At 66.2% G+C, this 25150-nt stretch carries 25 protein-coding genes and 1 tRNA gene; 8 read left to right on the top strand and 18 right to left on the bottom strand.

Going from position 1 to position 25150, the window contains the following annotated elements; genetic code table 11:
- The first annotated feature begins 61 nt into the window (after window positions 1–61).
- Together HGR_RS00955 and HGR_RS00950 are read left to right on the top strand one after the other, a co-directional pair.
- Complete coding sequence (locus HGR_RS00955) at window positions 62–541, top strand: FKBP-type peptidyl-prolyl cis-trans isomerase (RefSeq protein ID WP_006296163.1); 480 nt, start codon at window positions 62–64, stop codon at window positions 539–541.
- 115 nt (window positions 542–656) lie between these two features.
- Window positions 657–1187 carry a GNAT family N-acetyltransferase gene (locus HGR_RS00950; protein WP_039851899.1) on the top strand — a complete coding sequence of 177 codons (531 nt, stop codon included), beginning with the start codon at window positions 657–659 and terminating at the stop codon, window positions 1185–1187.
- Window positions 1188–1192: 5 nt separating this feature from the next.
- Here the strand turns inward: HGR_RS00950 and ureG are convergent, their stop codons facing one another.
- The 3 genes from ureG to ureE are packed head-to-tail and all read right to left on the bottom strand — an operon-like array spanning window position 1193 to window position 3253.
- Window positions 1193–1843, bottom strand: coding sequence for an urease accessory protein UreG (gene ureG, locus HGR_RS00945; protein ID WP_006296161.1), 651 nt, complete (start codon window positions 1841–1843; stop codon window positions 1193–1195).
- A 32-nt stretch (window positions 1844–1875) separates the two neighbouring features.
- Window positions 1876–2634, bottom strand: coding sequence for an urease accessory protein UreF (locus HGR_RS00940; RefSeq protein ID WP_138922351.1), 759 nt, complete (start codon window positions 2632–2634; stop codon window positions 1876–1878).
- Window positions 2612–3253, bottom strand: coding sequence for an urease accessory protein UreE (gene ureE, locus HGR_RS00935; protein ID WP_006296159.1), 642 nt, complete (start codon window positions 3251–3253; stop codon window positions 2612–2614). The genes HGR_RS00940 and ureE overlap by 23 nt, the downstream gene beginning before the upstream one ends.
- 63 nt (window positions 3254–3316) lie before the next feature.
- Here ureE and HGR_RS00930 point away from each other — a divergent pair, with 63 nt between their 5' ends.
- Together HGR_RS00930 and HGR_RS00925 are read left to right on the top strand one after the other, a co-directional pair.
- Window positions 3317–3541: an AbrB/MazE/SpoVT family DNA-binding domain-containing protein gene (locus HGR_RS00930; RefSeq protein WP_039851904.1), complete on the top strand. Its 225-nt coding sequence runs from the start codon at window positions 3317–3319 to the stop codon at window positions 3539–3541.
- Entirely contained in the window at window positions 3538–3933 is a 396-nt protein-coding gene (locus HGR_RS00925) for a type II toxin-antitoxin system death-on-curing family toxin (protein ID WP_006296157.1), read from the top strand. The genes HGR_RS00930 and HGR_RS00925 overlap by 4 nt, the downstream gene beginning before the upstream one ends.
- A gap of 24 nt (window positions 3934–3957) precedes the next feature.
- Here the strand turns inward: HGR_RS00925 and ureC are convergent, their stop codons facing one another.
- From ureC to urtA, 14 genes are all read right to left on the bottom strand, one after another.
- Complete coding sequence (gene ureC / locus HGR_RS00920; RefSeq protein ID WP_006296156.1) at window positions 3958–5700, bottom strand: urease subunit alpha; 1743 nt, start codon at window positions 5698–5700, stop codon at window positions 3958–3960.
- Window positions 5701–5728: 28 nt separating this feature from the next.
- The gene (locus HGR_RS00915) at window positions 5729–6034 is read right to left on the bottom strand and encodes an urease subunit beta (protein WP_006296155.1); all 306 of its coding nucleotides are present in this window, start codon (window positions 6032–6034) and stop codon (window positions 5729–5731) included.
- Between the two features lie 4 nt (window positions 6035–6038).
- Window positions 6039–6614, bottom strand: a complete 576-nt coding sequence (locus HGR_RS00910) for a HupE/UreJ family protein (RefSeq protein ID WP_006296154.1) — start codon at window positions 6612–6614, stop codon at window positions 6039–6041.
- A gap of 74 nt (window positions 6615–6688) precedes the next feature.
- Complete coding sequence (locus tag HGR_RS00905) at window positions 6689–6991, bottom strand: urease subunit gamma (RefSeq protein WP_006296153.1); 303 nt, start codon at window positions 6989–6991, stop codon at window positions 6689–6691.
- Between the two features lie 114 nt (window positions 6992–7105).
- Window positions 7106–8869, bottom strand: a complete 1764-nt coding sequence (locus HGR_RS00900) for a nitric oxide reductase activation protein NorD (protein ID WP_138922348.1) — start codon at window positions 8867–8869, stop codon at window positions 7106–7108.
- Window positions 8853–9668: a CbbQ/NirQ/NorQ/GpvN family protein gene (locus HGR_RS00895; RefSeq protein WP_006296151.1), complete on the bottom strand. Its 816-nt coding sequence runs from the start codon at window positions 9666–9668 to the stop codon at window positions 8853–8855. Before HGR_RS00895 ends, HGR_RS00900 begins: the two co-directional genes overlap by 17 nt.
- Before the next feature lie 27 nt (window positions 9669–9695).
- Window positions 9696–10733, bottom strand: coding sequence for an aliphatic amidase (locus HGR_RS00890; protein ID WP_006296150.1), 1038 nt, complete (start codon window positions 10731–10733; stop codon window positions 9696–9698).
- Window positions 10734–10880: 147 nt separating this feature from the next.
- On the bottom strand, window positions 10881–11234 hold the full coding sequence (locus HGR_RS00885) for an FmdB family zinc ribbon protein (RefSeq protein ID WP_006296149.1): 354 nt from the start codon (window positions 11232–11234) through the stop codon (window positions 10881–10883).
- Window positions 11235–11260: 26 nt separating this feature from the next.
- Window positions 11261–12493 carry a formamidase gene (gene fmdA, locus HGR_RS00880; protein WP_006296148.1) on the bottom strand — a complete coding sequence of 411 codons (1233 nt, stop codon included), beginning with the start codon at window positions 12491–12493 and terminating at the stop codon, window positions 11261–11263.
- Window positions 12494–12526: 33 nt separating this feature from the next.
- Window positions 12527–13216 (bottom strand): urea ABC transporter ATP-binding subunit UrtE, encoded by a 690-nt coding sequence (gene urtE / locus HGR_RS00875; protein ID WP_006296147.1) that lies wholly within the window; start codon window positions 13214–13216, stop codon window positions 12527–12529.
- 11 nt (window positions 13217–13227) lie between these two features.
- Window positions 13228–13971, bottom strand: coding sequence for an urea ABC transporter ATP-binding protein UrtD (urtD, locus tag HGR_RS00870; RefSeq protein WP_006296146.1), 744 nt, complete (start codon window positions 13969–13971; stop codon window positions 13228–13230).
- Window positions 13972–14003: 32 nt separating this feature from the next.
- On the bottom strand, window positions 14004–15239 hold the full coding sequence (gene urtC, locus HGR_RS00865) for an urea ABC transporter permease subunit UrtC (protein WP_006296145.1): 1236 nt from the start codon (window positions 15237–15239) through the stop codon (window positions 14004–14006).
- Window positions 15240–15267: 28 nt separating this feature from the next.
- Window positions 15268–16182: an urea ABC transporter permease subunit UrtB gene (gene urtB, locus HGR_RS00860; protein ID WP_006296144.1), complete on the bottom strand. Its 915-nt coding sequence runs from the start codon at window positions 16180–16182 to the stop codon at window positions 15268–15270.
- A gap of 134 nt (window positions 16183–16316) precedes the next feature.
- Window positions 16317–17585 (bottom strand): urea ABC transporter substrate-binding protein, encoded by a 1269-nt coding sequence (gene urtA, locus HGR_RS00855; RefSeq protein WP_006296143.1) that lies wholly within the window; start codon window positions 17583–17585, stop codon window positions 16317–16319.
- Window positions 17586–17803: 218 nt separating this feature from the next.
- On the opposite strand from urtA, the gene HGR_RS00850 reads away from it, so the two are divergent.
- The 4 genes from HGR_RS00850 (at window position 17804) to greB (ending at window position 22879) form a co-directional block, all read left to right on the top strand.
- Window positions 17804–21187, top strand: coding sequence for a hybrid sensor histidine kinase/response regulator (locus tag HGR_RS00850; RefSeq protein ID WP_006296142.1), 3384 nt, complete (start codon window positions 17804–17806; stop codon window positions 21185–21187).
- Window positions 21171–22109: a response regulator transcription factor gene (locus HGR_RS00845; protein WP_006296141.1), complete on the top strand. Its 939-nt coding sequence runs from the start codon at window positions 21171–21173 to the stop codon at window positions 22107–22109. Before HGR_RS00850 ends, HGR_RS00845 begins: the two co-directional genes overlap by 17 nt.
- A gap of 40 nt (window positions 22110–22149) precedes the next feature.
- Window positions 22150–22226, top strand: a tRNA-Arg gene (locus HGR_RS00840).
- A gap of 95 nt (window positions 22227–22321) precedes the next feature.
- Window positions 22322–22879, top strand: coding sequence for a transcription elongation factor GreB (greB, locus tag HGR_RS00835; RefSeq protein ID WP_006296140.1), 558 nt, complete (start codon window positions 22322–22324; stop codon window positions 22877–22879).
- Window positions 22880–23015: 136 nt separating this feature from the next.
- Here greB and HGR_RS00830 read toward each other — a convergent pair.
- Window positions 23016–25150, bottom strand: a 2135-nt coding sequence (locus HGR_RS00830) for a RelA/SpoT family protein (protein ID WP_006296139.1), incomplete at its 5' end; no start/stop codon positions are given.

Below are 25150 nucleotides of genomic sequence, written 5' to 3'. Positions count from 1 at the left end.
ATCGGTTTCCTCCGGAAGATTCCCGCGATTATTTCACTTCCTTTTTGTGCCTGCACTCACCATGAAAATCACCAAGGACACTGCGGTAACCCTGCGTTACCGCCTCACCGAAGCCAGCAGCGGCCAACTGCTCGAGGACGGCAGCGAACCCAGCGCCTACCTGCACGGCGGTTACGGCAACATCTTCCCCAAGGTCGAGGCGGCGCTGGAGGGCCAGGAAAAGGGCTTCCAGCTCAAGATCACGCTGCCGGTCGAGGATGCCTTTGGCGAGCGTGACGAGAGCCTGGTGCGCGTCATTCCCAAGAGTGAATTTCCCCCCGGCGTGAAAGTCGGCGGGCACCTCGAGGGCCGCAGCGATGACGGCCAACCCATGCATTTCCGGGTGGTCAAGATCAAGGGGCCGCAGGTGCACCTGGACGGCAACCACCTGCTGGCCGGCCTGGCGCTGAAGCTGGAATGCACCGTGCTCGACGTGCGCGCCGCCACGGCCGAGGAAATCGCCCACGGCCATGTGCATGGCGACGGCGGACATCAACACTGAAGTGCTCGCGGCTCCCGCAACTCGATATCCGTCTGGGCCTCGGAACCTGGCGAAGTGACCAGACGGTCCTCTCCGAGCCCGATGCGCCCGATTGCGCGCATCCACCCACCACACCATGCAACTGATCGATTGCACCCTCGAAGCCCATGGCGAAGCCATCCTCGCCATTCTCAACGACGCCATCGTGCGCACCACGGCCCTGTACGACTACAAGCCGCGCAGCATGGACAGCATGAGCACCTGGTTCCAGGCCAAGCGCGCGGGCGGCTTTCCGGTCATCGGCTTTGTCGACGATGACGATGGGCAAGGCGAACTGCTGGGTTTCGCCAGCTACGGCACCTTCCGCAACTTCCCGGCCTTCAAGTACACGGTGGAGCATTCCGTCTACGTGCACCACGCCCACCGTGGCAAGGGCCTGGGGCGCAAGCTGCTGCAGGCCATCATCGAACGCGCCCGCGCGCAGCAGGTGCATGTGATGGTCGGCGCCATCGACGCCACCAACAGCGGCAGCATCGCCTTGCATGAGCAGCTCGGTTTCAAGCCTTGCGGCGTCGTTCAGCAGGCCGGCTTCAAGTTCAGGCGCTGGCTAGACCTCGCGCTGTATCAGTTGATCTTGGAGACGCCGGAGCAGCCGGTGGATGGTTAGCGGCTTCAGGCCTTGAGCAATCCCCGCTGCTCAATGAACCCCACCACCTGATCCAAGCCCGCCAGCGTTTTCAGGTTGGTCATCACGAACGGTTTCGCACCGCGCATGCGCTCCGTGTCGGATTTCATGATGTCCAGGTTCGCGCCCACATGCGGGGCGAGGTCGGTCTTGTTGATGACGAAGAGGTCGCTCTTGGTGATGCCGGGGCCGCCCTTGCGCGGGATCTTTTCTCCGGCCGCGACGTCGATCACGTAGATGGTCAGGTCGCTCAGCTCGGGGCTGAAGGTGGCGGCCAGGTTGTCGCCGCCGGATTCCACGAACACGATGTCGGCGTTGGGGTACTCCTTCAGCATGCGGTCGATGGCTTCGAGGTTGATGGAGCAGTCCTCGCGGATGGCGGTGTGCGGGCAGCCACCGGTTTCCACGCCCATGATGCGTTCGGCGGGCAGCGCGCCGCTGATGGTGAGCAGGCGTTGGTCTTCCTTGGTGTAGATGTCGTTGGTGATGGCGACGAGGTCGTACTTCTCGCGCATGGCCTTGCAGAGCATTTCAAGCAAGGTGGTCTTGCCGGAGCCGACCGGGCCGCCGATGCCGACGCGCAGGGGCGGCAGGGGCTTGGAGCGGTTCGGGATGTGATGCAGGGCGGGAGTGTTCATGGTGTTTCCTTGCTGGCTGGCGCTCCGGCAATTCAGGAGCGGAAAAGTCGGGAGTACTGGGTTTCGTGCCGGCTGCTCAGGATGGCGAGCATGGGGCTGTAGGCCTGGCGGTCTTGGTCGGGCAACTGCAGCGCATGTTCGACGGCGGCGGGAATCTCAGTGGCGAGCCGAGCCAGGATGCGTTGGCCCGAGGTTTGTCCCAGGGGTACGGCCTTGAGCGCGGCCTGCATCATGTTCTCAGCCCAGCCGAAGGCGTAGGCCAGCAACACGTCCCGTTCGCCAGCGTTCCCGGTACCAGCATCGGCGCGCGCATCGGACTGCGCTTGCATCGGCCCTGCGGCACAGAGCGCGTACATCACGGGGTAGCTGGGTTCCAAGGTGGCGGCGAAGTCCAGCGCGGTGGCGTCGGCTCCAGGCAGGTGGCGCAGCCATTCGCGCAAGGAACGGCCCATCTGTTCGGTTTGCAGGCGCAGCTCGGCGCTTTCGCGGGTCTGCAGCAGCCAGCTGTTGAGGGCACGGATGCATGTGGTGTCGCCCCGTCGCCAGGCGCGCAGGACCTGGGCAATGACAGGCAGGTCCGAGCGTGCGAGCGTGAGGTGCAGTTGTTCCACCAGCCAGTCGGCGGCCTGCGCTTCGCCGTTCACCAGGCCCGCGTCGATCGCGGCTTCCAGTACTTCCGAGTACGAAAACCCCCCCACCGGCAGTGCGGGTGAGGCCAGCCAGATCAGGTGCAGCAGGCTGGCCGGCGACAGCGCGGGTGAGGCCGCCTCAGTGCTTGTGGTGGTGCGCATGTCCATGGTCGTGGTCATGATCATCGTGCGCATGACCCGCGTGGCTATGGCTTTCCTGTCCTGGCGCATGTGTGTGCGCGTGGCCGTGATCGTGCCCGTGGTGGTCATCGTGGCCGTGGTCGTGGTCGTGACTGTGCCCATGGTCGTGACCATGACCGCCATGCCCTTGCGCGTAGGCGCCCCCTTCAGGTTCAAAGGCGTCCTGCTGTTCGGTCACGATCAGGTGCATGGCGCGCAGCATGTCGGCCAGCACATGGTCGGGTTCGATTTTCAGGTGGTCGGGCCGAAGCTCGATGGGCACATGGCGGTTGCCCAGGTGGTAGGCGGCGCGGGTCAGGTCGAAGGGCGAGCCGTGTTCGGTGCAGGCGGTGATGCGCAGCACGGGCTGGGGTGCAGCCACGACGCGGATGAGTGATCCGTCCTCGGCCACCAGCACGTCGCCGCCGCGCACCACGGTACCGCGTGGCAGGAAGACGCCCAGCTCGCGGCCCGAGGAGTCGGTGGCGGCGAAGCGGCTTTTCTGTCGCACGTCCCAGTCCAGTTCGATGGTGGGCGCGCGTTGCACAAGGACCTTGGCCAGGCCCTGGCCTTGGGAGAGCAGTTTGGAGACGGTGATCACGTGGCTTGCGGTGGGGAAGGAGGATGGCTAATATAACAACTGTTATAACGAATGGGCAGCGCCATGACCGCACTCAAACTGACCCAGATCGGCAACTCCCTGGGTGTCATCCTGCCCAAGGAGGTGCTGGCGCGCCTGAAGGTGGAAAAGGGCGATACGCTGTTTGTCACCGACGCGGCCAACGGGGTGACGCTCACGGCCTACAGCCCGGAGTTCGAGGCACAGATGGAGGCCGCGCGTCGCATCATGAAGAAGCGCCGCGAGGTGCTGCGTCAGCTGGCCAAATGACGCGCGGCGGCAATGTGCCGGATTGGGTCTGGATCGACCCCGCTGTGCTGGATGCGGTGCACGCGGAGCAACTGGCCGAACACGGCGGCATGTCTGGCGTTCGCGACCCGAATGGCCTGGCCTCGGCATTGGCACGCCCGCAGCAACTGGCGGCCTATGGGCAGCCCGACGTCGCCGATCTGGCCGCAGCTTACGGTTGTGGCTTGGCACGCAAACACCCCTTCATCGACGGCAACAAACGCACGGCTTTTGTCGCGGTTGAATTGTTCCTGATGCTCAACGGGCACGAGTTGGAGGCAAGTGACGCCGATTGCGTGTTGACCATGCTGTCCGTGGCCACGGGCGAGATGGAACAGAACGTCTTTGCCGATTGGATACGCGACCACATCTGAGACCGCATCCTTGACATTGCAGCCTCAGAATAGGAAATACCGCTGCGCCATGGGCAGGCTCCTGGCCGGCTCGCAGGTCAGCAGCACGCCGTCGGCGCGCACCTGGTAGGTCTGTGCGTCGATCTCCATCTTGGGCACATAGTTGTTGTGCACCATGTGGCGCTTGGTCACGCCGCGGATGTTTTTCACGGCCGACAGCCGTTTGGCCAAGCCAAAGCGCGTGCCGATGTCCGCGGCCAGGCCGGCCTGCGACACGAAGGTCAGCGAGGTCCGCGCGATCGCGCCGCCGAAGGCGCCGAACATGGGTCGGTAGTGCACGGGCTGGGGCGTGGGGATGCTGGCGTTGGGGTCACCCATGGCCGCGAAGGCGATGAAACCGCCCTTGAGGATGAGCGCGGGCTTGACGCCGAAGAAGGCCGGTTTCCAGATCACCAGGTCGGCCCATTTGCCGGGGGCGATGCTGCCCACCTCGTGGCTGATGCCGTGGGCGATGGCCGGGTTGATGGTGTACTTGGCAACGTAACGCTTGACGCGGGTGTTGTCGTTGCGCGCGCCGTCGCCTTCCAGGGCGCCGCGCTGCACCTTCATCTTGTGCGCGGTCTGCCAGGTGCGCATGATCACTTCGCCCACCCGGCCCATGGCCTGGCTGTCGCTGCTCATCATGCTGATGGCGCCCAGGTCGTGCAGGATGTCCTCGGCCGCGATGGTTTCCTTGCGGATGCGGCTTTCCGCGAAAGCCAGGTCCTCGGCGATGGCCGGGTCCAGGTGATGGCAGACCATGAGCATGTCCACATGCTCGTCCAACGTGTTCACCGTGTAGGGCATGGTGGGGTTGGTCGAGCTGGGCAGGAAGTTGGCCTCGCCCACCACCTTGAGAATGTCAGGCGCATGGCCGCCGCCCGCGCCCTCGGTGTGGAAGGCGCAGATGCCGCGGCCCTTGACGGCCGCGATGGTGTTCTCGACGAAGCCCGACTCGTTCAGCGTGTCGGAGTGGATGGCCACCTGGGTGTCGGTGGCCTCGGCCACGTCCAGACAGTTGCTGATGGCCGAGGGCGTGGTGCCCCAGTCCTCGTGCAGTTTCAGGCCGATCACGCCGGCGTTGATCTGTTCGTGCAGCGCGGCGGGCAGGCTGGCGTTGCCCTTGCCCAGGAAGCCCAGGTTCATCGGGAAGGCGTCGGCCGCCTGCAGCATGCGTTCGATGTTCCACGCGCCGGGCGTGCAGGTGGTGGCGAAGGTGCCGGTGGCTGGGCCGGTGCCGCCGCCCAGCATGGTGGTCACGCCCGAGCACAGCGCTTCCTCGATCTGCTGCGGGCTGATGAAGTGGATGTGGCTGTCGATGCCGCCCGCCGTGACGATGTTGCCCTCGCAGCTGATGATCTCGGTGCCCGGGCCGATGACGATGTCCACGCCGGGTTGCGTGTCGGGGTTGCCGGCCTTGCCGATGGCCGCGATGCGCCCGTCCTTGAGGCCGATGTCGGCCTTGACGATGCCCCAGTGGTCGATGATCAAGGCATTGGTCAGCACCGTGTCCACCGCGCCGCCGGCCTCGGGGCCGCTGCCCGTGCCGTCCCGCGTGCGCTGGCTCTGCGCCATGCCATCGCGGATGGTCTTGCCGCCGCCGAACTTCACTTCCTCGCCGTAGCCGCCGGCGCGCAGGGTGTAGTCCTGCTCCACCTCCACGATCAGTTCGGTGTCGGCCAGGCGCACGCGATCGCCCTGGGTGGGGCCGTACATCTCGGCATAGGCGCGTTTGGTGATGAAGGACATGGCGTGATATTCCGTTGAGCGTGAGGCTTCAGAGTTTTCCTTGCACGAGGCCACGGAAGCCGTGGACCCGGCGCTCGCCGCTGAAGTCCACCAGCTCCACCGTGCGTTGCTGGCCGGGTTCGAAGCGCACGGCCGTGCCGCTGGCGATGTTGAGCCGCATGCCGCGCGCGGCGGCGCGGTCGAAGTCCAGCGCGCCGTTGGTCTCTGCGAAGTGGTAGTGCGAGCCGACCTGGATGGGGCGGTCGGCAGTGTTCTTCACCACCACGGTATGGGTGCGCCGCTCGGGGTTGAGCGGGTGCGCGCCGTCGTCGATCAGCAGTTCGCCGGGGATCATGGTTTCAACCCGCGACGAGCAGGGCGCCCGTGAACAGACCGAAGCCCGCGACCACGAGGCCGACGGCGCGCGCCAGCAGCACGTGCCGGTTGTGCAGCCAGCGCCCCAGCAGCAGGCCGGCGCCATGCAGCAAGGCCGTGCCCAGCACCATGCCGGCCAGCGCGGGTGCGCCTGTGAGTTCATTGCCGTGCGCCGCGCCGTGGAACAGCGCGAACACCGCGACCAGGGCCGCCGCGGCTGCCGCGCTCAGCTGGGCGCGCAAGGCCAGCAGCAGGCCGACGACCAGCAGCGAGGCCGCGATCATGGGCTCGACGGCGGGGAAGGTCAGGCCCGCCTGCGCCAGCAAGGCACCGGCCAGCAGCGTGAGCGCGAAGGCCAGCGGAGCGACCCAGATGCGACGCACCGCCAGCGCGCTCCAGACGCCCACGGCCAGCATGGCGGCGAGGTGATCCAGCCCGAAGAAAGGATGGCTGAAGCCGGCGAGGAAACCATGGTGCCCGCCGCCATCCGCGCCCACATGCGCGGACGCGGCCAGGCTGGCGCCAAGCAGCAAGAGGGGGGAGAGACGGTGCAGTTTCATGCGGGGTCCTTGCGTGTCGTGTGCGTGTGAAGCAGAGGGCGCGGCCAGCCTGTGCGGCGGACCGCACCGGAGGTTCAGGGTATGGGTTGGTGGACCGTCACGAGCTTGGTGCCGTCGGGGAAGGTCGCCTCGACCTGGATGTCGGGAATCATCTCGGGCACGCCGTCCATGACCTCGTCGCGCGTGAGCAGGGTGCGGCCTTCGCTCATCAGTTGCGCCACGGTCTTGCCGTCGCGCGCGCCCTCCATCACGGCGGCGCTGAGGAAGGCCACGGCCTCCGGATAGTTGAGCTTGAGGCCGCGCGCCTTGCGCCGCTCGGCCAGCAAGGCGGCGGTGAAGATCAGCAGCTTGTCTTTTTCACGGGGCGTGAGTTCCATGGTTCTATGTCTTCCCTCTTTGAACAGCCGTGTATGCAATAGGCATGCCGCCAGTGCCCTTGCATTCCTGCGGCACACGAGGGGCATGATGCACCACAACGGAGCAATTTCAAATCAAATGCCTGAAATGTGTGCATGCAAGGCCGCCAATTGGCGTTGCAAGGGGGCGGTGCGCGCAAGAACGCGATGGCGATGCACCCCAAAGATGCGTCGCGCACAGGTGGCGGCACCCGGGTCAACGATCAGGCCATAGACCGGCAGGCCCCGCTGGGCGGCTTCCCGCACGGCTTGACGAGCGTCTTCGACCAAGTCACGCGGGTCATGCGCGTCGATGTCGCTGGGCGCGCCGTCGCTGAGCACGAGCACGGCGCGTCGTTCGGCGGGTTCTGCGGTCAGCAGCCGGGTCGCATGGCGCAGGGCCGCCCCCAAGCGCGTGGACCAGGCCGGCTGCAGGGCTTCCAACCGCGCTTGCGCGCGAGCATCCAGGGCTTGACCGAAATCGAGCAGGCGTCGGTAATGCACGCGCGCTCGGGAGTCCGAGTGGAAGGCATGGATCGCGATGCGGCCCCGAGCCGCCAGCACGGTGCGCGCGAGCTGCCAGGCGGCCACTTGTTCCAGCGCCAGCAGGCTGCGTCCTTGGGCGTCCTGGTCCGCGGTGGACAGGGAACTGTCGAGCAGGAGCAGCAGACTGCAGGGCGGCTGCTGAGGGGCCCGGCGTTGGAAGACCGGTCCGTCGTGCGTCTGTTGCAGGCGGCGGCTCAGCACGGCGTCGATGGCCGCGTCCAGGTCGAGCTCATCGCCCTCGAATTGGCGGCGCAATCGGCGGCCGGGGCCAACCGACGGGCGTGATGGCAGCGGGAGGCGCGACGGGAGGCGTGTGCGCCCGAGACCGGCATCGCTGGGCGTTTCCACGGCCTGCACAGGCGCCCACTCGTGCAGCGTGCACCAGTCGGGACGCAGGCGTTCGAGGCGCCGGTCCCACTCGGGGTAGAGGTGCAGTGTCGGCGTGTCTCGCCCAGCCGCTGCGGCTTCGTCCCTCGGTGATGGGGTCAAGGGAGGCGATGCGGTGGCGGGGCGCCCGACGGGGGGAGGTGCCTCGGGCGCGGGCAAGTTCTGTGTTTCCTCGGCATTGCGCTTGTGCGCCCACAGGTGGCTGTGGTCATCCCGATACGGCGCGGGCACGGCCAGCTGCCGTGGCTCGTGGCGCACGCGCATCTGGCCGAGGTCGTTGGCGAGGATGGACGCGAGCCGGCGAAAGGCCGCGGCGTCCTCCAGCCCGTGCGCGCGGCGAGCGGCATCGAAGGCGGTGCGCGCCTTGTTCACCCAGTGATGGTCATCGGGACACCGTTCGTCATGCAGGGCCAGGTCCAGGCGCGACAGCAGGGCGAAGAAGCTCAATCCGTCTGCCTGCCAGGCCGCGCGCAGCGGCGCATCGAACCAGGCGCGCACGCCGGGCAGCTCACGCGCGAGCAGTTGCTCGACCCGCGCATCCTCGATGGCGCCGACCACGACCTGGGCCAGAGGCCGCAGCCCATTCGGAGGTTGAGCGGGCGCGGAATGCAGCAGATGGGCGGCGGCATGCGCCACGGCGGCCCGCTGCAGTGCTGGCGTCAGCGCGGGCAGCAGCAGGTGCGTGGCCGTGAGGATGGGGCGCGTGGAGGCAGGTAACGCTAGGGGTAACGGTTGGGGATGCGCTGTGCTGGATGCACCAGATGCACCAGATGCACCAGATGCACCGGATGCACCGGATGCACCGGATGCACCCGTGGGCAGGTGCTGCACCGTGAGGCCGCGCAGGCTGAGCGCGCGCAGCAGCAGCCTCGGCACGGTGAGACCTGGGTCCGAGCCGGGTGCCTGGGTGTCAGGGGAAAGTGGCATGCACCAGCTCGCGCAGGGCGGCGCTCAGATCGGGGTCATCGGTCAGCGCCTGGGTGAGGGTCATGGCGCAGCTGTCGCGCGGGTCCATGCCGTCGCGGATCAAGCGGCCCGCGTAGACCAGCATGCGGGTCGAAGCGCCTTCTTCCAGACCGTGCTCGCGCAAGGCGCGCGTGCGGCGGGCGAGGCCGACCAGGCGCGCCGCGAGTTCCATCGTGACGCCCGCTTCGTGCGCCACGATATCGGTCTCCACCTCCGGCGGCGGATAGTCGAAGGCCAGCGCGGCGAAGCGTTGCCGCGTCGAGGGCTTGAGGTCCTTGGCTTGGCTCTGGTAGCCCGGGTTGTAAGAGACGACGAGCTGGAAGTCCGCATGCGCGCGCAGCAGTTCGCCTTTGCGGTCCAGCGGCAGCAGACGGCGCGCGTCGGTCAGCGGGTGGATCACCACCGTGGTGTCCTGGCGCGCCTCCACCACCTCGTCGAGGTAGCAGATGGCGCCGTGGCGCGCCGCCAGCGTCAGCGGACCGTCCTGCCAGACGGTGCCCTGCGCGTCGAGCAGCCAGCGGCCCACGAGGTCGGCCGCCGTCATGTCTTCGTTGCAGGCCACGGTGACCAGGGGGCGCCCCAACTTCCAGGCCATGTGCTCGACGAAACGCGTCTTGCCGCAGCCCGTGGGGCCCTTGAGCAGCAGGGGCAGGCGGTGCACCCAGGCTCGTTCGTACAGCTCGACTTCGCGCGCTGACGACCGGTACCAGGGCGCGGCGTCAACGCGGTAGGCCGCCAGTGGATCGGCACCCGCGTTCATCACGGTCGGCGCTTGTGTCGGGGCATGTCAGCGATGGACCGCCGGTGCGTTCGGTATGCCCTCGATCGGGCATTCGGGCGTGCCCACGGTGCTGCGCGTGAACGACTCCACCTGCTTGCGCGTGCCCTCGGGGTCGTTGATCCACTGGCCGTAGAAGGTGTACGGGCAGGCAGCCACGCCGCTGTCGCCTTCGCCTGAGTTGATCTTGCCCGTGTAGCCGCGGTGCAGCAGCTTGAAGAGGTGGTTCTCGCTCTGGCCGTTCTTGCGGAAGTCGCGGATGAGGCTCTTGGACAGGGCCGCGTACTGCACGCCCATGTCCTCCTCGCCGCATTCCCCCAGCGTGCGGCCGTCGAACCCGATCAGGGCGCTGTGGCCGAAGTAGGAATAGACGCCATCCCAGCCGGTCGCGTTGGCCACGGCCACGTAGCTGTTGTTGGCCCAGGCCATGGCCTTGGCCATCAGCACCTGTTGATCCTTGGCCGGGTACATATAACCTTGGCAGCGAATGATGAGCTCTGCGCCCTTCATGGCGCAGTCGCGCCAGATCTCGGGGTAGTTGCCGTCGTCGCAGATGATGAGGCTGACCTTCAGCCCCTTGGGGCCATCGCTCACATAGGTGCAGTTGCCGGGGTACCAGCCCTCGATGGGCACCCAGGGCATGATCTTGCGGTACTTCTGCACGATCTCGCCCTGGTCGTTCATCAGGATGAGCGTGTTGTAGGGCGCCTTGTTCGGGTGCTCCTCATGCCGCTCTCCGGTCAGCGAGAACACGCCCCACACTTTCGCCTTGCGGCAGGCGTCGGCGAAGATGGCCGTCTCCTCGCCGGGCACGGCGGCGGCGGTCTCGTACATCTCTTTCGCGTCGTACATGATGCCGTGCGTGCTGTACTCCGGGAAGATCACCAGGTCCATGCCGGGCAGGCCCTGCTTCATGCCCACCACCATGTCCGCGATCTTGCGGGCGTTGGCCAGGACTTCCGCCTTGGTGTGCAGGCGCGGCATCTTGTAATTGACAACGGCCACGCCGACCGTGTCGTTGCTGCTGGATATGTCGCCGTGGATCATGGTTTCATCCTCTCATTGATTCATCGCAATGCGGGGCGGGGGCGAGTCTTATGTGCGAACACCGCGGAACCGGCTTGGCCGGGCCGCTGGTGTTGCCCCTTGAGGGGGTGGCGGAGCGCACAAGGTGCGCGCAGCCTGGGGGGAGCTTTAATGACTGATCATCCAAGGGCGTTTGCCTGCGAAGGACTTGGAGCCATCGGGGGCACGCACCGTCGAACTGCGCTTGGACGAGGACCCCGAGCAGCACCCGCATCCCGCCGGATGTCGCATTCGCCCGTAGTCGCCATCGCGCGAGGAGCGGGGCGCGTGCGCGGCCCGCTCGTTGGTCTCGTGCGCGGCTCGTGTCTCGCTGCTCAGGCAGGCCAGGCGCGGCGCGGCCACGAAGACCCGGGGGGCGGCCGTGCCGCAGTCCGGGCAAGCACAGGGCTCGTCGCGCTGTGAGACCGAGCGCAGCGCGTCGAAGCCGCCGCAGTCCGGACAGGCGTAGTCGTAGGTGGGCATGCGGGGCTCCTGGTGCTGACTGACGCTCACTTCACGTCGGGCGAGATCGGCATCTGGATGCTGCCGTCGATGAACTTCACCGGGCCGGCGGCCGTGGGGTTGATGTCGAAGTCGAAGATCTCGGTCGGCAGCCAGAGCGTGGCGCACGCGTTGGGCACGTCCACCACGCCGCTCACATGGCCCTGCACCGGCGCCGTGCCGAGGATGGAGTAAGCCTGGGCGCCGCTGTAGCCGAACTTCTTCAGGTACTCGATGGCGTTCAGGCAGGCCTGGCGGTAGGCGATGGTCACGTCCAGGTAATGCTGCTTGCCTTGCTCGTCGACCGAGATGCCTTCGAAGATCAGGTAGTCCTTGTAGTTGGGCGTGATGGGGCTGGGCTTGAAGATGGGGTTCTTGATGCCGTACTTGGCCACGCCGCCTTTGATGAGGCTGACGCGCATGTGCACCCAGCCTGCCATTTCGATGGCGCCGCAGAAGGTGATCTCGCCGTCGCCCTGGCTGAAGTGCAGGTCGCCCACCGAGAGGCCGGCACCGTCCACGTACACGGGGAAGAAGATGCGCGAGCCGCGCGACAAGTCCTTGATGTCGCAGTTGCCGCCGTGCTCGCGCGGCGGCACGGTGCGGGCACCTTCGGAGGCGATCTTGCCCTTGACTTCGCCCTGGGCCTTGCCGCAGTGCGCGGTGCCGGCGAACGGCGGGTTGGCCAGTCCGGGCACGCGCTTGGGATCGGTGGCGATGAGTTCGCCCTCGCGCCGGTTCCACTCGTCCAGCATCTTCTTGTCCGGCAGGCAGCCGATCAGACCGGGGTGGATCAGGCCCGCATACTCCACACCTGGAACGTGACGGCTCTTGGTGAACATGCCGTTGATGTCCCAGATGGACTTCTGCGCCAGCGGGAAGTGGTCGGTCAGGAAGCCGCCGCCGTTCTTCTTGCTGAAGAAGCCGTTGAAACCCCAGAGGCTGTCCTGCTTGGCGCCGATGTCCAGCAGGTCCACCACCAGCAGGTCGCCGGGCTGGGCGCCCTTGACGCCCACGGGGCCCGAGAGGTAATGCACGGTGGACAGATCGATGTCACGCACGTCGTCGGCGCTGTCGTTGTTCTTGATGTAGCCACCGGTCCAGTCGTAGGTCTCCAGCACGAAGTCCTCGCCGGGGTTGACCCAGACCGCGATCGGGATGTCCGGGTGCCAGCGGTTGTGCACCATCTCGTTGCTCGGTGCGGGCTTGGTGAGGTCGACTTTGATCAGGGTGTCAGCCATGGTGTTGCTCCTAAGGGTGGCGGTTGAAAGTGGTCAGACGGAGAGGTAGGACTTGATGCGCTGCACGTCGGTCTGCGCGCGCGGTGTTTCGTGCACCAAGCGGCCGCCTTCGATGACGAAGAGGCGGTCGGCCACGTCCATCGCGAAGGAGAGCACTTGCTCGGACACGACGATGGTGATCTCGCGCAGCTTGCGGATCTCGTTCAGCGCCTTGGCGATGTCCTTGATGATCGAGGGCTGGATGCCCTCGGTGGGCTCGTCGAGCAGCAGCACCTTGGGGTCGGTCACGAGCGCGCGCGCGATGGCCAATTGCTGCTGCTGGCCGCCCGAGAGGTTGCCGCCCTTGCGTCGGCGCATGTCCCAGAGCACGGGAAAGAGCGCGTAGATCTCTTCGGGGATGCGCCGGACCTTGGCGTTCTCCAGACCGGTCTGGATGTTTTCCTCCACTGTCAGCGTGGGGAAGATCATGCGGCCCTGGGGAACGTAGGCGATGCCCTTGGCAACGCGGCGGTAGCTTTCGTCCTTCGAGACGTCCTGGCCGTCGACCTCGATCTGGCCGGACTTGAGCGGCAGCACGCCCATCAGGCTCTTGAACAGCGTGGTCTTGCCCATGCCGTTGCGGCCCATGATGGCGACCGTCTCGTTCTTGCGCCCCTCGAAAGAGATGCCGTGCAGCGCCTCACTCTGGCCGTAGGCCGTGTACATGTCGGTGACTTTGAGCATGGTGTGACTCCTCAATGGCCCAGATAAACGTCGATCACCTTGGGATCGGCCTGCACCGTTTCCATGGAGCCCTCGGCGAGGATCTTTCCCTGGTGCATGACCGTGACCTTGTGCGCGATCTGCTTGACGAACTCCATGTCGTGCTCGATGACGATCACCGAGCGGTTCTTGCAGATGCGCTGGAGCAGGTCGGCCGTGAGTTCGCGTTCGCGCGCGCTCATGCCGGCGATGGGTTCGTCCAGCATCAGCAGCTCGGGCTCCTGCATCAGCAGCATGCCGATCTCCAGCCACTGCTTCTGGCCGTGCGAGAGCAGGCCCGCTTCCTTGTCCAGCACCTCGGCCAGGCCGATCTCCTCGGCCACGACCTGCACGCGGGCCTTCACCTCGTCGGTGCACTTGAAGCCCAGCGCGCCGAACACCGAGCGCCCCGAGGGGAAGGACACCTCGAGGTTCTGGAACACGCTGAGGTTCTCGTAGATCGAGGGCGTCTGGAACTTGCGGCCGATGCCGCGGCGCACGCGGATGTGTTCGTCCAGCGCGGTGAGTTCCTCGTTCTTGAACTTGATGCTGCCGCCACTGGCCTTGGTCTTGCCGCAGATCAGGTCCAGCAGCGTGGTCTTGCCCGCGCCATTGGGGCCGATGATCACGCGCAGCTCGTTCTTGTCGATGTAGAGGGTGAGGTTGTCGATGGCCTTGAAACCGTCGAAGGAGACCGTGAGGTCTTCCACGGCCAGGGCAAAGTTGGTGTTGCTCATGGTGGGGCTCCTGGGGTATCCGGTTGGGCGGCTCAGGCGCGCTGGCCGCTGAGCGTCGTGGTGGGGCCTGGGGCGGTGGCGCGTGGCCCGGGCGCCGCGCCTTGCCCTTCGACAGGACTGGCCGGGGTGGTGGGGCTGTTTGGGCTGTTGGCGTCGCGGCGCACCGCGGCGCGGATGGCCTGGCGCTCGGCCTGCTTGCGTCGCCACCACGGCACCACCTTCTGCGCCCACAGGCCCGCCAGACCCTCGGGGAAGGCCATGGTCACGCCGATGAAGAGCGCGGCCATCAGGAACAGCCAGAGGTCGGGAAAGGTCTCGGAGAAGTAGGTCTTGCCGAAGTTCACCAGCAGCGTGCCGTAGACCGCGCCAACCAGGCTCATGCGCCCGCCGACCGCCGCGTAGATCACCATCTCGATCGAGGGCACGATGCCCACGAAGGACGGCGACATGAAGCCCACCTGCAGCGTGAACAGCGCCCCGCCGATGCCCGACAGCGCGGCGGCCAGGCAGAAGACGAAGACCTTGAACATGGCCACGTCGTAGCCCGAGAAGCGCACCCGGTCTTCCTTGTCGCGCATGGCCAGCAGCAGAGTGCCCAGCTTGCTCTTCTGGATCCAGAGGCACAGCAGGATGGTGCCCAGCAGCAGGAAGGCGCAGAGGTAGTACAGGAGGTACTTGGCGCCGTCGGTGCGGATGTCCCAGCCCATCAGGGTCTTGAGGTCGGTCATGCCGTTGATGCCGCCGGTGTAGCCCTGCTGGCCGACGATGAGCACGGTCAGGATCAAGGCCACGGCCTGGGTGATGATGGCGAAGTACACGCCGCCGACGCGGCGCTTGAACATGGCATAACCAATGACAAAGGCCAGCAGGGTCGGGATCAGCACCACCGCGATCAGCGCGAAGGGCAGGTGCTTGAAGGGCTCCCACCACAGCGGCAAGGCGGTGAGCTGGTTCCAGTCCATGAAGTCGGGAATGCCCGGCGTGGATTGAATCTTGGTGCTGACCGGGTCGCTGGCCTCCAGCTTGAGGAACATGGCCATGGCGTAACCGCCCAGGCCGAAGAACACGCCCTGGCCCAGGCTGAGCACGCCGCCGTAGCCCCAGAGCATGACCAGGCCGAGCGCCACGAAGCCATAGCTGAGGTACTTGCCCACGAGGTTGAGGCGGAAGATGTCGAAGGTCAGGGGAAAGAGCACCAGCAGCACCAGGGCCAGGATGAGCACCTTGCCCAGGCCCTTGCGGGTGATCCACGCGGTGAATTGGTTCATGAGAGGACTCCGGAGGTGAAAGGCGGGATCAGCGGCGGACCTTGCTGGCGAACAGGCCCTGCGGGCGGATCATGAGAATCACGACGATCAGCGAGAGCGTGAGCACCTTGGCCATGGAGCCGGTGATGAAGAACTCGCCGATGGACTGCGTCTGCGCGATGCCGAAGGCCGAGGCCACGGTGCCCAGCAGGCTGGCCGCGCCGCCGAAGGTCACGACGAGGAAGGAGTCGACGATGTAGAGCGAACCGCTGGTTGGGCCCGTGGAGCCGATGGTGGTGAAAGCCGCGCCCGCCACGCCGGCGATGCCGCAGCCGATGGCGAAGGTGAGCCGGTCGGTCCGGCTGGTGTTGATGCCGATGGCATTGGCCATGGTGCGGTTGCTCACCGTGGCGCGCACCCGCAGGCCCCAGCGGCTCTTGTACAGAGCGATGAGCACACCGCCCGTCACCACGGCGGTGAGCGCCAGCACGAACAGTCCGTTGATCGGGATGTCCAGACCTTCATGCGGGGCCCAGGAACCCATCAGCCACTCGGGCAGCGTGGGGCTGACTTCCTTGGGGCCGATGGCCGAGCGGAACACCTGCTGGACCGCCAGGCTCAAGCCCCAGGTGGCGAGCAGGGTGTCCAGCGGACGTTTGTAGAGAAAACGGATCAGGCCCCATTCCACCAGCCAGCCCGCGACGAAGGCCAGCACAAAGGCCACGATGATGGAGACGGGGAAATAGAAGGGCACGAGGTCTGGCGCGAATTTCTCCGTCAGCGTGGACAGGAGGAAGACGGTGTAGGCGCCGATGGTCATGAATTCGCCATGCGCCATGTTGATCACGCCCATCTGGCCGAAGATGATGGCCAGGCCCAGGCCCATCAGCAGCAGCACCGAGAACAGACTCAGTCCCGCGAAGCCCTGCATGAGGGTGATGTTGAGTATTTCCGAGAATTCCATGTGTCACCTGCCTGTCTGAGCGTGTGCCCGCGTCCGTGTGGGTCCGCGGGCGCGAAGCGGAAAAACGGGGTGGCGACCATTCCCCGTTCCAACCCGGGCCGCCACCCCGACCCCTCGCGGAGTCCGGTACCTGCTTACTGGTAACCCTTGGGGAAGGGATCGGGCTCGATCAGCTTGGGCGACTCGGACACCACCTTGAAGGTGCCGTCCTTGTTGCCGATCGCGATGCGCGATTTGCTCCACAGGTGGTGGTTCTCGTGCAGCTTCACGTAGCCTTCGGGCGCGGTCTTGAGTTCGATGCCGGGCGAAGCGGCCACGACCTTGTCCACGTCGAAGCTGCCCGCCTTCTCGACCGCGGCCTTCCACAGCCAGGGGCCGAGGTAACCGGCTTGCGTCACGTCGCCGATCACCGCGTCCTTGCCGTACTTGGCCTTGAAGGCGGCGACGAACTTTTTGTTGTTCTCGTTGTCCAGCGACTGGAAGTACTTCATCGAGCTGTAGAAGCCTTCGAAGTTCTCGCCGCCCACGCCGGTCATTTCGTCCTCGGTCACCGACAGGGTGAGCAGGAATTGCTTGGCGCCGGTGATGCCCGCGGCCTTGAGCTGCTTGTAGAAAGCCACGTTGGAGCCTCCCACCACGGCGGCGAAGATGCAGTCCGGCTTGGCGACCTTGATCTTGTTGATCAGGGAGTTGAAGTTGGTGTTGCCCAGGGGGTAGTACTCCTCGCCGACCACCTTGCCCAGCTTGCCCACCGACTCAATGTGCTTGCGCGCGATCTTCATCGAGGTGCGCGGCCAGATGTAGTCGGAGCCGACCAGGAAGAAGGTCTTGGCTTTTTTCTCTTTCGAACCCCAATCCAGGCCGTAGATGATCTGCTGCGTGGCTTCCTGGCCCGTGTAGATCACGTTCTTGCTCTGCTCCAGGCCTTCGTAGAAGGTGGGGTAGTACAGCAGGCCGTTTTCCTTCTCGAACACCGGCAGCACCGCCTTGCGCGAGGCGCTGGTCCAGCAGCCGAAGACGGCGGCCACGTGGTCGTTGACCAGCAGCTTCTTGGACTTCTCGGCGAAGGTCGGCCAGTCGGAGGCGCCGTCTTCCTTGATCACCTTGATCTTGCGGCCCAGGATGCCGCCCATGGCGTTGATCTGGTCGATGGCGAGTTGCTCGGCCTGGATGGAGCCCGTCTCGGAGATGGCCATGGTGCCGGTGGAGGAATGCAGCTGCCCCACGGTCACTTCGGTGTCGGTCACGGCCAGCTTGGTCGTGTTGACCGCCGCGGTGGGCGGCGCGGCCGCGTGGCCGAGCGCGGGCAGGCCGGCGATGGACAGGGCTCCCAGGCCCTGCAGCAACTGGCGGCGCTGCAGGCCGGCGGCCTGCGGCGGGGTGGGGACGGACGATTTCTTCATGGGGCACTCCTGCTGAGAATGGTGGGAACCAAGAGCACCGGCCTTCACCTTCAGCCAGGTGCCGCGCGACACGACGTCACCGCTGTCCGAAGATTAGGGAGAGCCCCGCCACCGTCCCATACGTCAATCAACGTATCGCCGACGTACGCCAGCGCGAGAACACTTCTTGCTTGTGCACCCGCGTGGGCATGCCCGTGTCCCCAGAAAGAGGCGCATTCATGAATACCGCCCGGCAGCGCATCTTCCCGATCCGCCGCGACTACAACTCCTGGGTTGCCAACGAGACCCTGGAGGACTACGCCCTGCGCTACACCCCGCGCGGCGCACGCAAATGGAGCGAGTGGCGCGTCGCCAACACCGCGTTCGGGGGCATGTCCTTCCTGGCGCTGGAGGCGATCGGGGGCGCCATCGCGCTGAGTTACGGTTTTGGCAACGCGCTGTGGGCCATCCTGGTGATGGGGCTGATCACCTTCCTGACCGGCCTGCCGATCTCCGTGTATGCGGCGCGTCACGGCCTCGACATGGACCTGCTCACGCGCGGCGCGGGCTTCGGTTACCTGGGCTCCACCGTCACCTCGCTGATCTACGCCAGCTTCACCTTCATCTTCTTCGCGCTGGAGGCGGCCATCATGGCCCTGGCACTGGAAATGGCCTTGGGCTGGCAGCTGGTCTGGTGCTACGTGCTGTCCTCGCTGGTCATCATTCCCCTGGTGCTCTACGGCATCACCTTCATCTCGCGCTTGCAGACCTGGACCCAGCCGGTCTGGGTCGTGCTGCTGCTGTGGCCCTTCGCCTGGTTCGCCTTGGAGCAGCCGCAGCTCTACCGCGATTTCACCAGCCTGTCGGGGCTGACCTCGGGCAGCAGCGAGTTCGAGCCGCTGATGTTCGGCGCCGCCGCCACCGTGGCGTTCTCGCTCATCGTGCAGGTGGGCGAGCAGGTGGACTACCTGCGCTTCATGCCCGAGCGCACGCGCACCAACCGCTGGCGCTGGTGGGGCTGCGTGCTGCTGGCCGGCCCAGGTTGGATCGTCATGGGCATGCTCAAGATGCTGGCTGGCGCCTTCCTGGCCTTTGTCGCCTTGCAGTACGGCGCTTCGCCTGGCCAGGCGGCTGAACCCACGCAAATGTTCTTGGTGGGCTACATGCGCGCGGTCGACAGCCCGACGCTGGCTTTGTGGCTGACGGTGATCTTCGTCATCATTTCCCAGGTCAAGATCAACGTGACCAATGCCTACGCGGGCTCGCTGGCCTGGAGCAATTTCTTCGCGCGCATCACGCGCAGCCACCCGGGGCGCGTGGTCTGGCTGGTGTTCAACGTCATCATCGCCATGCTGCTGATGACGCTGGGCGTGTTCGGCGCGCTCGAACACGTGCTGGGCCTGTACGCCAACGTGGCCATCGCCTGGGTCGGCGCGCTGGTGGCCGATCTGGTGATCAACAAGCCCCTGGGGCTCAGCCCGCCGGGCGTGGAGTTCCGCCGCGCTTACCTGTACGACCTCAACCCCGTGGGCCTGGGCGCGATGCTGCTGGCGGCGGCCGTGGCCTGCGTGGCTTACGCGGGCCTGCTGGGCGTCTGGGCCGAGGCCTTCGCGCCCTTCATCGCGCTGTTCACGGCCATGCTCACCGCACCGCTGTTGGCCTGGGCCACGCGGGGGCGTTACTACCTCGCGCGCCACGACCCTTCGCCTTGGAAGCCGGGCGAGCTGGTGCGCTGCAGCGTCTGCGACAACCACTTCGAGAGCGCCGACATGGCGCATTGCCCGGCCTACGGCTCCCCCATCTGTTCCTTGTGCTGTTCGCTCGAGTCACGCTGCCACGATCGCTGCAAGAGCGAGGCGCGCGCGGCCGACCAAGTGCGCTTGGCCCTGACCTGGGTGCTGCCGGCCAGCTTGAACAACCGCTTCAACTTCCGCGTCGCGCAGTACTTCGCCGTTTTTCTCGGGCTGTCCGCGCTGATGGCGTTTCTGCTGGGCGTGGTCTACGTGCAGGAAAGCCTGCAAGGCGCGGCGCATGCCGAGGCCTTGCGCCTGCCCTTCATCAAGGCCTTCTCTCTGATGGCCGTGTTGGCCGCCGTCTGCGCCTGGTGGGTGGTGCTGGCCACCGAGAGCCGGCGCATGGCGCACGATGAGTCCGAGCGCCAGACCCAGTTGCTGCAGAAGGAAATCGATGCCCACCAGCGCACCGACGAGGCGTTGCAGAGCGCGAAGGAAGCCGCGGAATCCGCCAGCCAAGCCAAGACCCGTTACGTCGCGGGCATGACGCACGAGTTGCGCACGCCGCTCAACAGCATCCTGGGCTACGCGCAAATCCTTTTGCGCGGCAACGCGCTGAAGGGGGGCGCCCGCGAGGCGGTCACCACCATCCAGCAAAGCGGCCAACACATGCACGCGCTGATCGATGGGCTGCTGGACTTGGCGCGCATCGAGGCCGGCCGCCTGCGACTCGATCCGGCCCCCTTGCCTTTCCAGGAGTTCCTCTCCGAGCTGGCGCGCATGGTCCAGCCCCAGGCCGAGGGCAAGGGGTTGGCCTTCCGGCTCGAAACCCTGGGCCGAGTCCCCGCTTGGGTGCGCGCCGACGCCAAGCGCTTGCGTCAGATCCTCATCAATCTGCTGGCCAACGCGGTGCGTTTCACGGATCGGGGGCGCATCGTGTTCCGCGTGGACTGCCGGCACGAGGTGCTGCGCTTCGATATCGAGGACACCGGCATCGGCATCGCACCGCAGGACCAGGAGCGCATCTTCATGCCCTTCGAGCGCGGCAGCGCGGGCCGTCGTTCCAGCGAGGCCGGCACGGGCCTGGGCTTGGCCATCACCCATCTGCTGACCGAGCTGATGGGGGGCGAGTTGATCTTGCAAAGCGAGGTTGGCCACGGCAGCACCTTCAGCGTGCGCCTGTACCTGCGCGAGATCGAACCGCCGGCCCGCCCGGTTGCCAATGCCCTGCGGCCCATCGCGGGTTACCTGGACCCGCGCCGCACCCTGCTGGTGGTGGACGACCAGCCCGTGCAACGCCAGTTGCTGGCCAGCCTGCTGCTGCCTCTGGGTTTCGTCGTGCGCGAAGCCGCGAGCGGACGCGAGGCGCTGGAGATCGTGCAGCAGCGCCTGCCCGATGCGGTGTTGCTCGACATCAACATGGACGACCTCAATGGTTGGCAGACTGCGCAGTTGATGCGTGACGTCGCGCCCATCTTGCCCATCCTGTTGGTTTCGGCCGATCCCTTCGAGAACCGCCCCGAGCTGCTGGCCGCCGTGGGCGCACGTGGTTTCGTCAACAAACCCGTGATCGAGTCCGAGCTGCTGGACCTGCTGGCGCGCGTGCTTCAGCTCGAATGGGTGCACGAGGCGCAACGCGTCGACGCCCAGCCCCTCGCAGCGCTGGCCTCGGTGGGGGCCCTGCCCCTGCCCGAGGAACTGCGTGAGCGCCTGATCGCGCTGGCCCGCCAGGGCAATGCCAGTGGCCTGCGCAGCCTGCTGCGGGGATACGCCGAGCAGGCACCAGCCTTGGCCGAGACGCTGCAGGTCCTGGTCGCTTACGTGGACCGTTTCGACTTTCACGCGCTGATCGCCCGTCTGAGAGAGACCGAAGATGCTGCCCCTGTCTGAGTCCGCTGCCGCTGCTTCACCGATATCCCACGTGGTGCTGGTGGTGGACGATGCGCCCGAAACCCTGCGCATGCTGTGCGACGCCTTGGCCCTGGAGGGCTACACCGTGTTGGTCGCGCGCGACGCCACCGAGGCGCTGGAGCGTTTCGAGATGGGCGTGCCCGACGCGGTGCTGTTGGACGCGCTCATGCCCGGGGAAGACGGTTTCTCCCTCTGCCGCCGGCTCAAGGCCGAACCGTCTTGGGCCCATGTGCCCGTGATCTTCATGACGGGTCTGGCCGAGACCGAGCAGATCCTGCAGGGCTTTGCCTGCGGCGGCGTGGACTACGTGGTCAAGCCCCTGCGCATCCCCGAGGTGCTGGCGCGGCTGGCCACGCACCTGCGCAATGCGCACGTGAGCCGGCTGGCGCGCGAAGCCGTGGACGTGGCCGGTCTGGGGGTGCTGCTGCTCGACAGCCAGGGCCGCGTGGCCTGGCGTTCACCCCAAGCCACGCGCTGGTTGCAGCAGATCCCGGCGCTCGCTGAAGGGGAGGCCGCCGTGCGCCACTGGCTGCTGCAGCTGCTGGAGCAGGGCGAGGCGCTGGTGACCTTGTCCGACGGCAGTCAGTTGCAGGCCCGTCACCTGGGGCCGGGCGGACCGGGCGAGCGTATGGTGTTGCTGCGGCATCTGCCGCTCGCCGCCGCCGAGGCCGTGGCCCGTGATCCGTCTCAGCGCCGCCTGAGCGGCGCGGCGCTCACCCCGCGCGAGACCGAAGTCCTGTCCTGGCTCGCCAAGGGCAAGACCAACCGCGACATCGGCGACATCCTGGGCATGAGCCCGCGCACGGTCAACAAGCATCTGGAGCACATCTTCGAGAAGCTGGGCGTGGAGACCCGCACCGCCGCGGCCGCCATCGCCAGCAGCCTGTTGTTGGAAGACTGAGCGCGAAAGCCGAAAAACTTCTGCTACAATGCGCAGCTTCGCGGCTGTAGCTCAGTTGGATAGAGTACTTGGCTACGAACCAAGGGGTCGTGGGTTCAATTCCTGCCAGCCGCACCAAAAAAAAAGCCCGCAACCGCAAGGTTGCGGGCTTTTTCCTTTTGGGATATTTCCTTTGATCGCCCCATTTGCCCGACTCGCCCGATTCTTGCGCCATGAGCAAAGCCTTCACCCGCGAAACCGACGCCGATGACGACGAGGACATCGGCCTGCCCGCCCTGCCCGCGGGTGGCAAGAACTACATCACACCCGCCGGCTACGCGCGGCTGCGCGCCGAGTTGATGCAGCTGATTGACGAGGAGCGCCCCAAGGTCGTGGAGGTGGTGCATTGGGCGGCCAGCAACGGCGACCGTTCCGAGAACGGGGACTACCTCTACGGCAAGAAGCGCCTGCGCGAGATCGACCGGCGCATCCGCTTCTTGACCAAGCGCCTGGAGATCGCTGAAGTGGCGGACCCGAGCGTGCACCATGGCAGCGATCAGGTGTTCTTCGGCGCGACGGTGACTTACGCCGATGGCGCGGGAGTGGAGCGCACCATCACCATCCTGGGCATCGACGAGGCGGACAATCTGCGCGGCCAGGTGAGCTGGATCTCGCCGGTGGCGCGTACGCTGCTGAAGGCGCGCGTGGGTGATGTGCTCAAGCTGGTGACACCGGCTGGCGTCGAGGAGATCGAGGTGCTGGAAGTGAGCTACCCCAAATCGGGAGCCTGAGTGGCAGGCGGCACGCAGGCCCTTGGGCTTGGGGACCGCTCCTCATACGATTTGCTGCGCAAATCCAAATTGTCGGGATCCCCAAAAGCCCAAGGGCCTGCGTGAGGAGTGATGGACTGTGGATGCAGTCGCCTGTTCAACTGGAGCTCGCCCGCCGCGCGCGCAACACCGCCGGAGTGCGCTTGAGCGCGCGCAGCGCCGCGGCCAAGTGCACACGGTCGCGCACGGCGATGATGAAGCGCAAATCGGTCACTTCCTGCGGGCCTTCCTGGCCCATGTCGATGTGGACGATGTCGGCTTCCGCCCCGGCGAGGGCCGAGGCCACGCGCGCCAGCACGCCCTTGCCGTTATTGAGCGTGACCACGATGGCGGTCTGGAAGGCGCGCGTCGGTTCGTCCGACCATTCGACGCCAATGAAGCGGTCGCTGTCCTTGTTCAGCAGCTTGCGGGCGGTGGCGCAGTCGGCGGTGTGCACCACCAAACCCTCCCCCCGACCCAGGTAGCCAATGATGGCGTCGCCGGGAATAGGACGGCAGCAGGGGGCATAACGCACCGAGGCGCTTTCGCTGCCATCCACCGTGATCGGGGCTTGACGCTCTTGTCGGCGCAGGAACTGTTCCTGGCTGACGCGGATCGCGTCAGGCCGTTTCGCGCCTTCCAAACCTTCGGCGATCAGGATGGCCAAGCGCTTGGCCACGATGTCCGCCACGCGCTTGCCCAGGCCGATGTCCTCCAGCAGTTCGGCACGGCTGCGGTTGCCCGTGAAGTGCAGCAGCTTGCTCCACAGCGCGGTGCTGCCGGCTTCATCGTCCGCCGGGAAGCGTTCCACCCCCTCGCCGCGCAGGGCTTGCAGCAGGAGTTTCTCGCCCAGTTTTTCACTGTCGGCCTGGGCCAGGGTTTTGAGGTGGTGGCGGATCTTGCTGCGCGCGCGGCCCGTGCGCACGAAGCTCAGCCAGGCCGGATTGGGCGCGGGGACCGTGGCGGTGACGATCTCCACCGCATCGCCGCTTTGCAACTCGGTGCGCAGCGGCACCTGCTCGCCATTGATGCGCGCGGCGACGGCACGGTCACCCACGTCGCTGTGGATGGCGTAAGCGAAATCGACCACCGTGGCGCCACGTGGCAACGAGATGATCTTGCTTTTGGGCGTGAAGACGTAGACCGATTCGGGGAACAGGTCCACCTTCACGTGGTCCAGGAATTCCGCGGCGTCGCGGGTTTCGTTCTGGATGTCCAGCAGCGATTGCAGCCACTGCGCGCCCAGGCGCGCGGCCACCGGACTGTCCGGTTCATTGGCCTTGTAGAGCCAGTGTGCCGCCACGCCTGATTCGGCCACCACGTGCATGGCTTGCGTGCGGATCTGGAATTCCACGTTCACGGCCGAGGGCCCCACCAGCATGGTGTGCAGGGACTGGTAGCCGTTGGCCTTGGGGATGGCGATCAGGTCCTTGAACTTCCCTGGAACCGGTTTGTAGAGCTGGTGCAGCACACCGAGGGCGGTGTAGCAATCGGCCAGGCTGGGCACGATGACGCGAAAGCCATACATGTCCGAAATCTGCGCGAAGCTCAGGTGCTTCTCGTCCATCTTCTTGTAGATGGAATACAAGGTTTTCTCCCGGCCAGCCAAGCGTACCGGGATGTGGGCGGCCTCGAAGGCGGCCTCGACTTCCTTCTGTACCTTGCCGATCAGATCGCGCCGGCGGCTGCGCGCGCGCTCCAGGGCCTTGGACAGCACGGCATGGCGCCAGGGGCGCAAATGGCTGAAGGACAGCTCTTGCAGCTCGCGGTAGGTCTGGTTCAGGCCGAGCCGGTAAGCGATCGGAGCGTAGATCTCCAGCGTCTCGGAGGAGATGCGGGCCCATTTGCTGCGCGGCACGTCGGACAGCGTGCGCATGTTGTGGCTGCGGTCGGCCAGCTTGATGAGGATGACGCGCACGTCGCGCGCCATGGCCAGCAGCATCTTGCGAAAGCTCTCCGCCTGGTTTTCCTCGCGCGTGCTGAATTGCAGCTTGTCCAGCTTGGTCAAGCCGTCCACCAACTCGGCCACGGGCGCGCCAAAACGCTCGATCAACTCTGGCTTGGTCACACCGCAATCTTCGATGGCATCGTGCAGCAGCGCGGCCATCAGGGCCTGGGCATCCAGTTTCCACTCGGCGCACAGTCCCGCCACGGCGATGGGGTGGGTGATGTAGGGCTCACCGCTGTTGCGCAGCTGGCCGAGGTGGGCTTCGTCCGCGAAGCGGTACGCCTGCCGCACCTGTTCGAGGTCGC

It is taken from the genome of Hylemonella gracilis ATCC 19624 (genome assembly GCF_000211835.1).
In the GTDB taxonomy this organism is placed as follows: Bacteria; Pseudomonadota; Gammaproteobacteria; order Burkholderiales; family Burkholderiaceae_C; genus Hylemonella; species Hylemonella gracilis.
Note: the sequence above shows the minus strand (reverse complement) of the source record. Positions and strands in the feature narration are given on the sequence as shown.

Bases quoted from the DNA above. Each gene is read 5' to 3' on its own strand.
- HGR_RS00955 (WP_006296163.1), top strand. From the start codon at position 62: ATGAAAATCACCAAGGACACTGCGGTAACCCTGCGTTACCGCCTCACC.
- HGR_RS00950 (WP_039851899.1), top strand. From the start codon at position 657: ATGCAACTGATCGATTGCACCCTCGAAGCCCATGGCGAAGCCATCCTC.
- ureG (WP_006296161.1), bottom strand. From the start codon at position 1,843: ATGAACACTCCCGCCCTGCATCACATCCCGAACCGCTCCAAGCCCCTG.
- HGR_RS00940 (WP_138922351.1), bottom strand. From the start codon at position 2,634: ATGCGCACCACCACAAGCACTGAGGCGGCCTCACCCGCGCTGTCGCCG.
- HGR_RS00930 (WP_039851904.1), top strand. From the start codon at position 3,317: ATGACCGCACTCAAACTGACCCAGATCGGCAACTCCCTGGGTGTCATC.
- HGR_RS00925 (WP_006296157.1), top strand. From the start codon at position 3,538: ATGACGCGCGGCGGCAATGTGCCGGATTGGGTCTGGATCGACCCCGCT.
- ureC (WP_006296156.1), bottom strand. From the start codon at position 5,700: ATGTCCTTCATCACCAAACGCGCCTATGCCGAGATGTACGGCCCCACC.
- HGR_RS00915 (WP_006296155.1), bottom strand. From the start codon at position 6,034: ATGATCCCCGGCGAACTGCTGATCGACGACGGCGCGCACCCGCTCAAC.
- HGR_RS00910 (WP_006296154.1), bottom strand. From the start codon at position 6,614: ATGAAACTGCACCGTCTCTCCCCCCTCTTGCTGCTTGGCGCCAGCCTG.
- HGR_RS00905 (WP_006296153.1), bottom strand. From the start codon at position 6,991: ATGGAACTCACGCCCCGTGAAAAAGACAAGCTGCTGATCTTCACCGCC.
- HGR_RS00900 (WP_138922348.1), bottom strand. From the start codon at position 8,869: ATGCCACTTTCCCCTGACACCCAGGCACCCGGCTCGGACCCAGGTCTC.
- HGR_RS00895 (WP_006296151.1), bottom strand. From the start codon at position 9,668: ATGAACGCGGGTGCCGATCCACTGGCGGCCTACCGCGTTGACGCCGCG.
- HGR_RS00890 (WP_006296150.1), bottom strand. From the start codon at position 10,733: ATGATCCACGGCGACATATCCAGCAGCAACGACACGGTCGGCGTGGCC.
- HGR_RS00885 (WP_006296149.1), bottom strand. From the start codon at position 11,234: ATGCCCACCTACGACTACGCCTGTCCGGACTGCGGCGGCTTCGACGCG.
- fmdA (WP_006296148.1), bottom strand. From the start codon at position 12,493: ATGGCTGACACCCTGATCAAAGTCGACCTCACCAAGCCCGCACCGAGC.
- urtE (WP_006296147.1), bottom strand. From the start codon at position 13,216: ATGCTCAAAGTCACCGACATGTACACGGCCTACGGCCAGAGTGAGGCG.
- urtD (WP_006296146.1), bottom strand. From the start codon at position 13,971: ATGAGCAACACCAACTTTGCCCTGGCCGTGGAAGACCTCACGGTCTCC.
- urtC (WP_006296145.1), bottom strand. From the start codon at position 15,239: ATGAACCAATTCACCGCGTGGATCACCCGCAAGGGCCTGGGCAAGGTG.
- urtB (WP_006296144.1), bottom strand. From the start codon at position 16,182: ATGGAATTCTCGGAAATACTCAACATCACCCTCATGCAGGGCTTCGCG.
- urtA (WP_006296143.1), bottom strand. From the start codon at position 17,585: ATGAAGAAATCGTCCGTCCCCACCCCGCCGCAGGCCGCCGGCCTGCAG.
- HGR_RS00850 (WP_006296142.1), top strand. From the start codon at position 17,804: ATGAATACCGCCCGGCAGCGCATCTTCCCGATCCGCCGCGACTACAAC.
- HGR_RS00845 (WP_006296141.1), top strand. From the start codon at position 21,171: ATGCTGCCCCTGTCTGAGTCCGCTGCCGCTGCTTCACCGATATCCCAC.
- greB (WP_006296140.1), top strand. From the start codon at position 22,322: ATGAGCAAAGCCTTCACCCGCGAAACCGACGCCGATGACGACGAGGAC.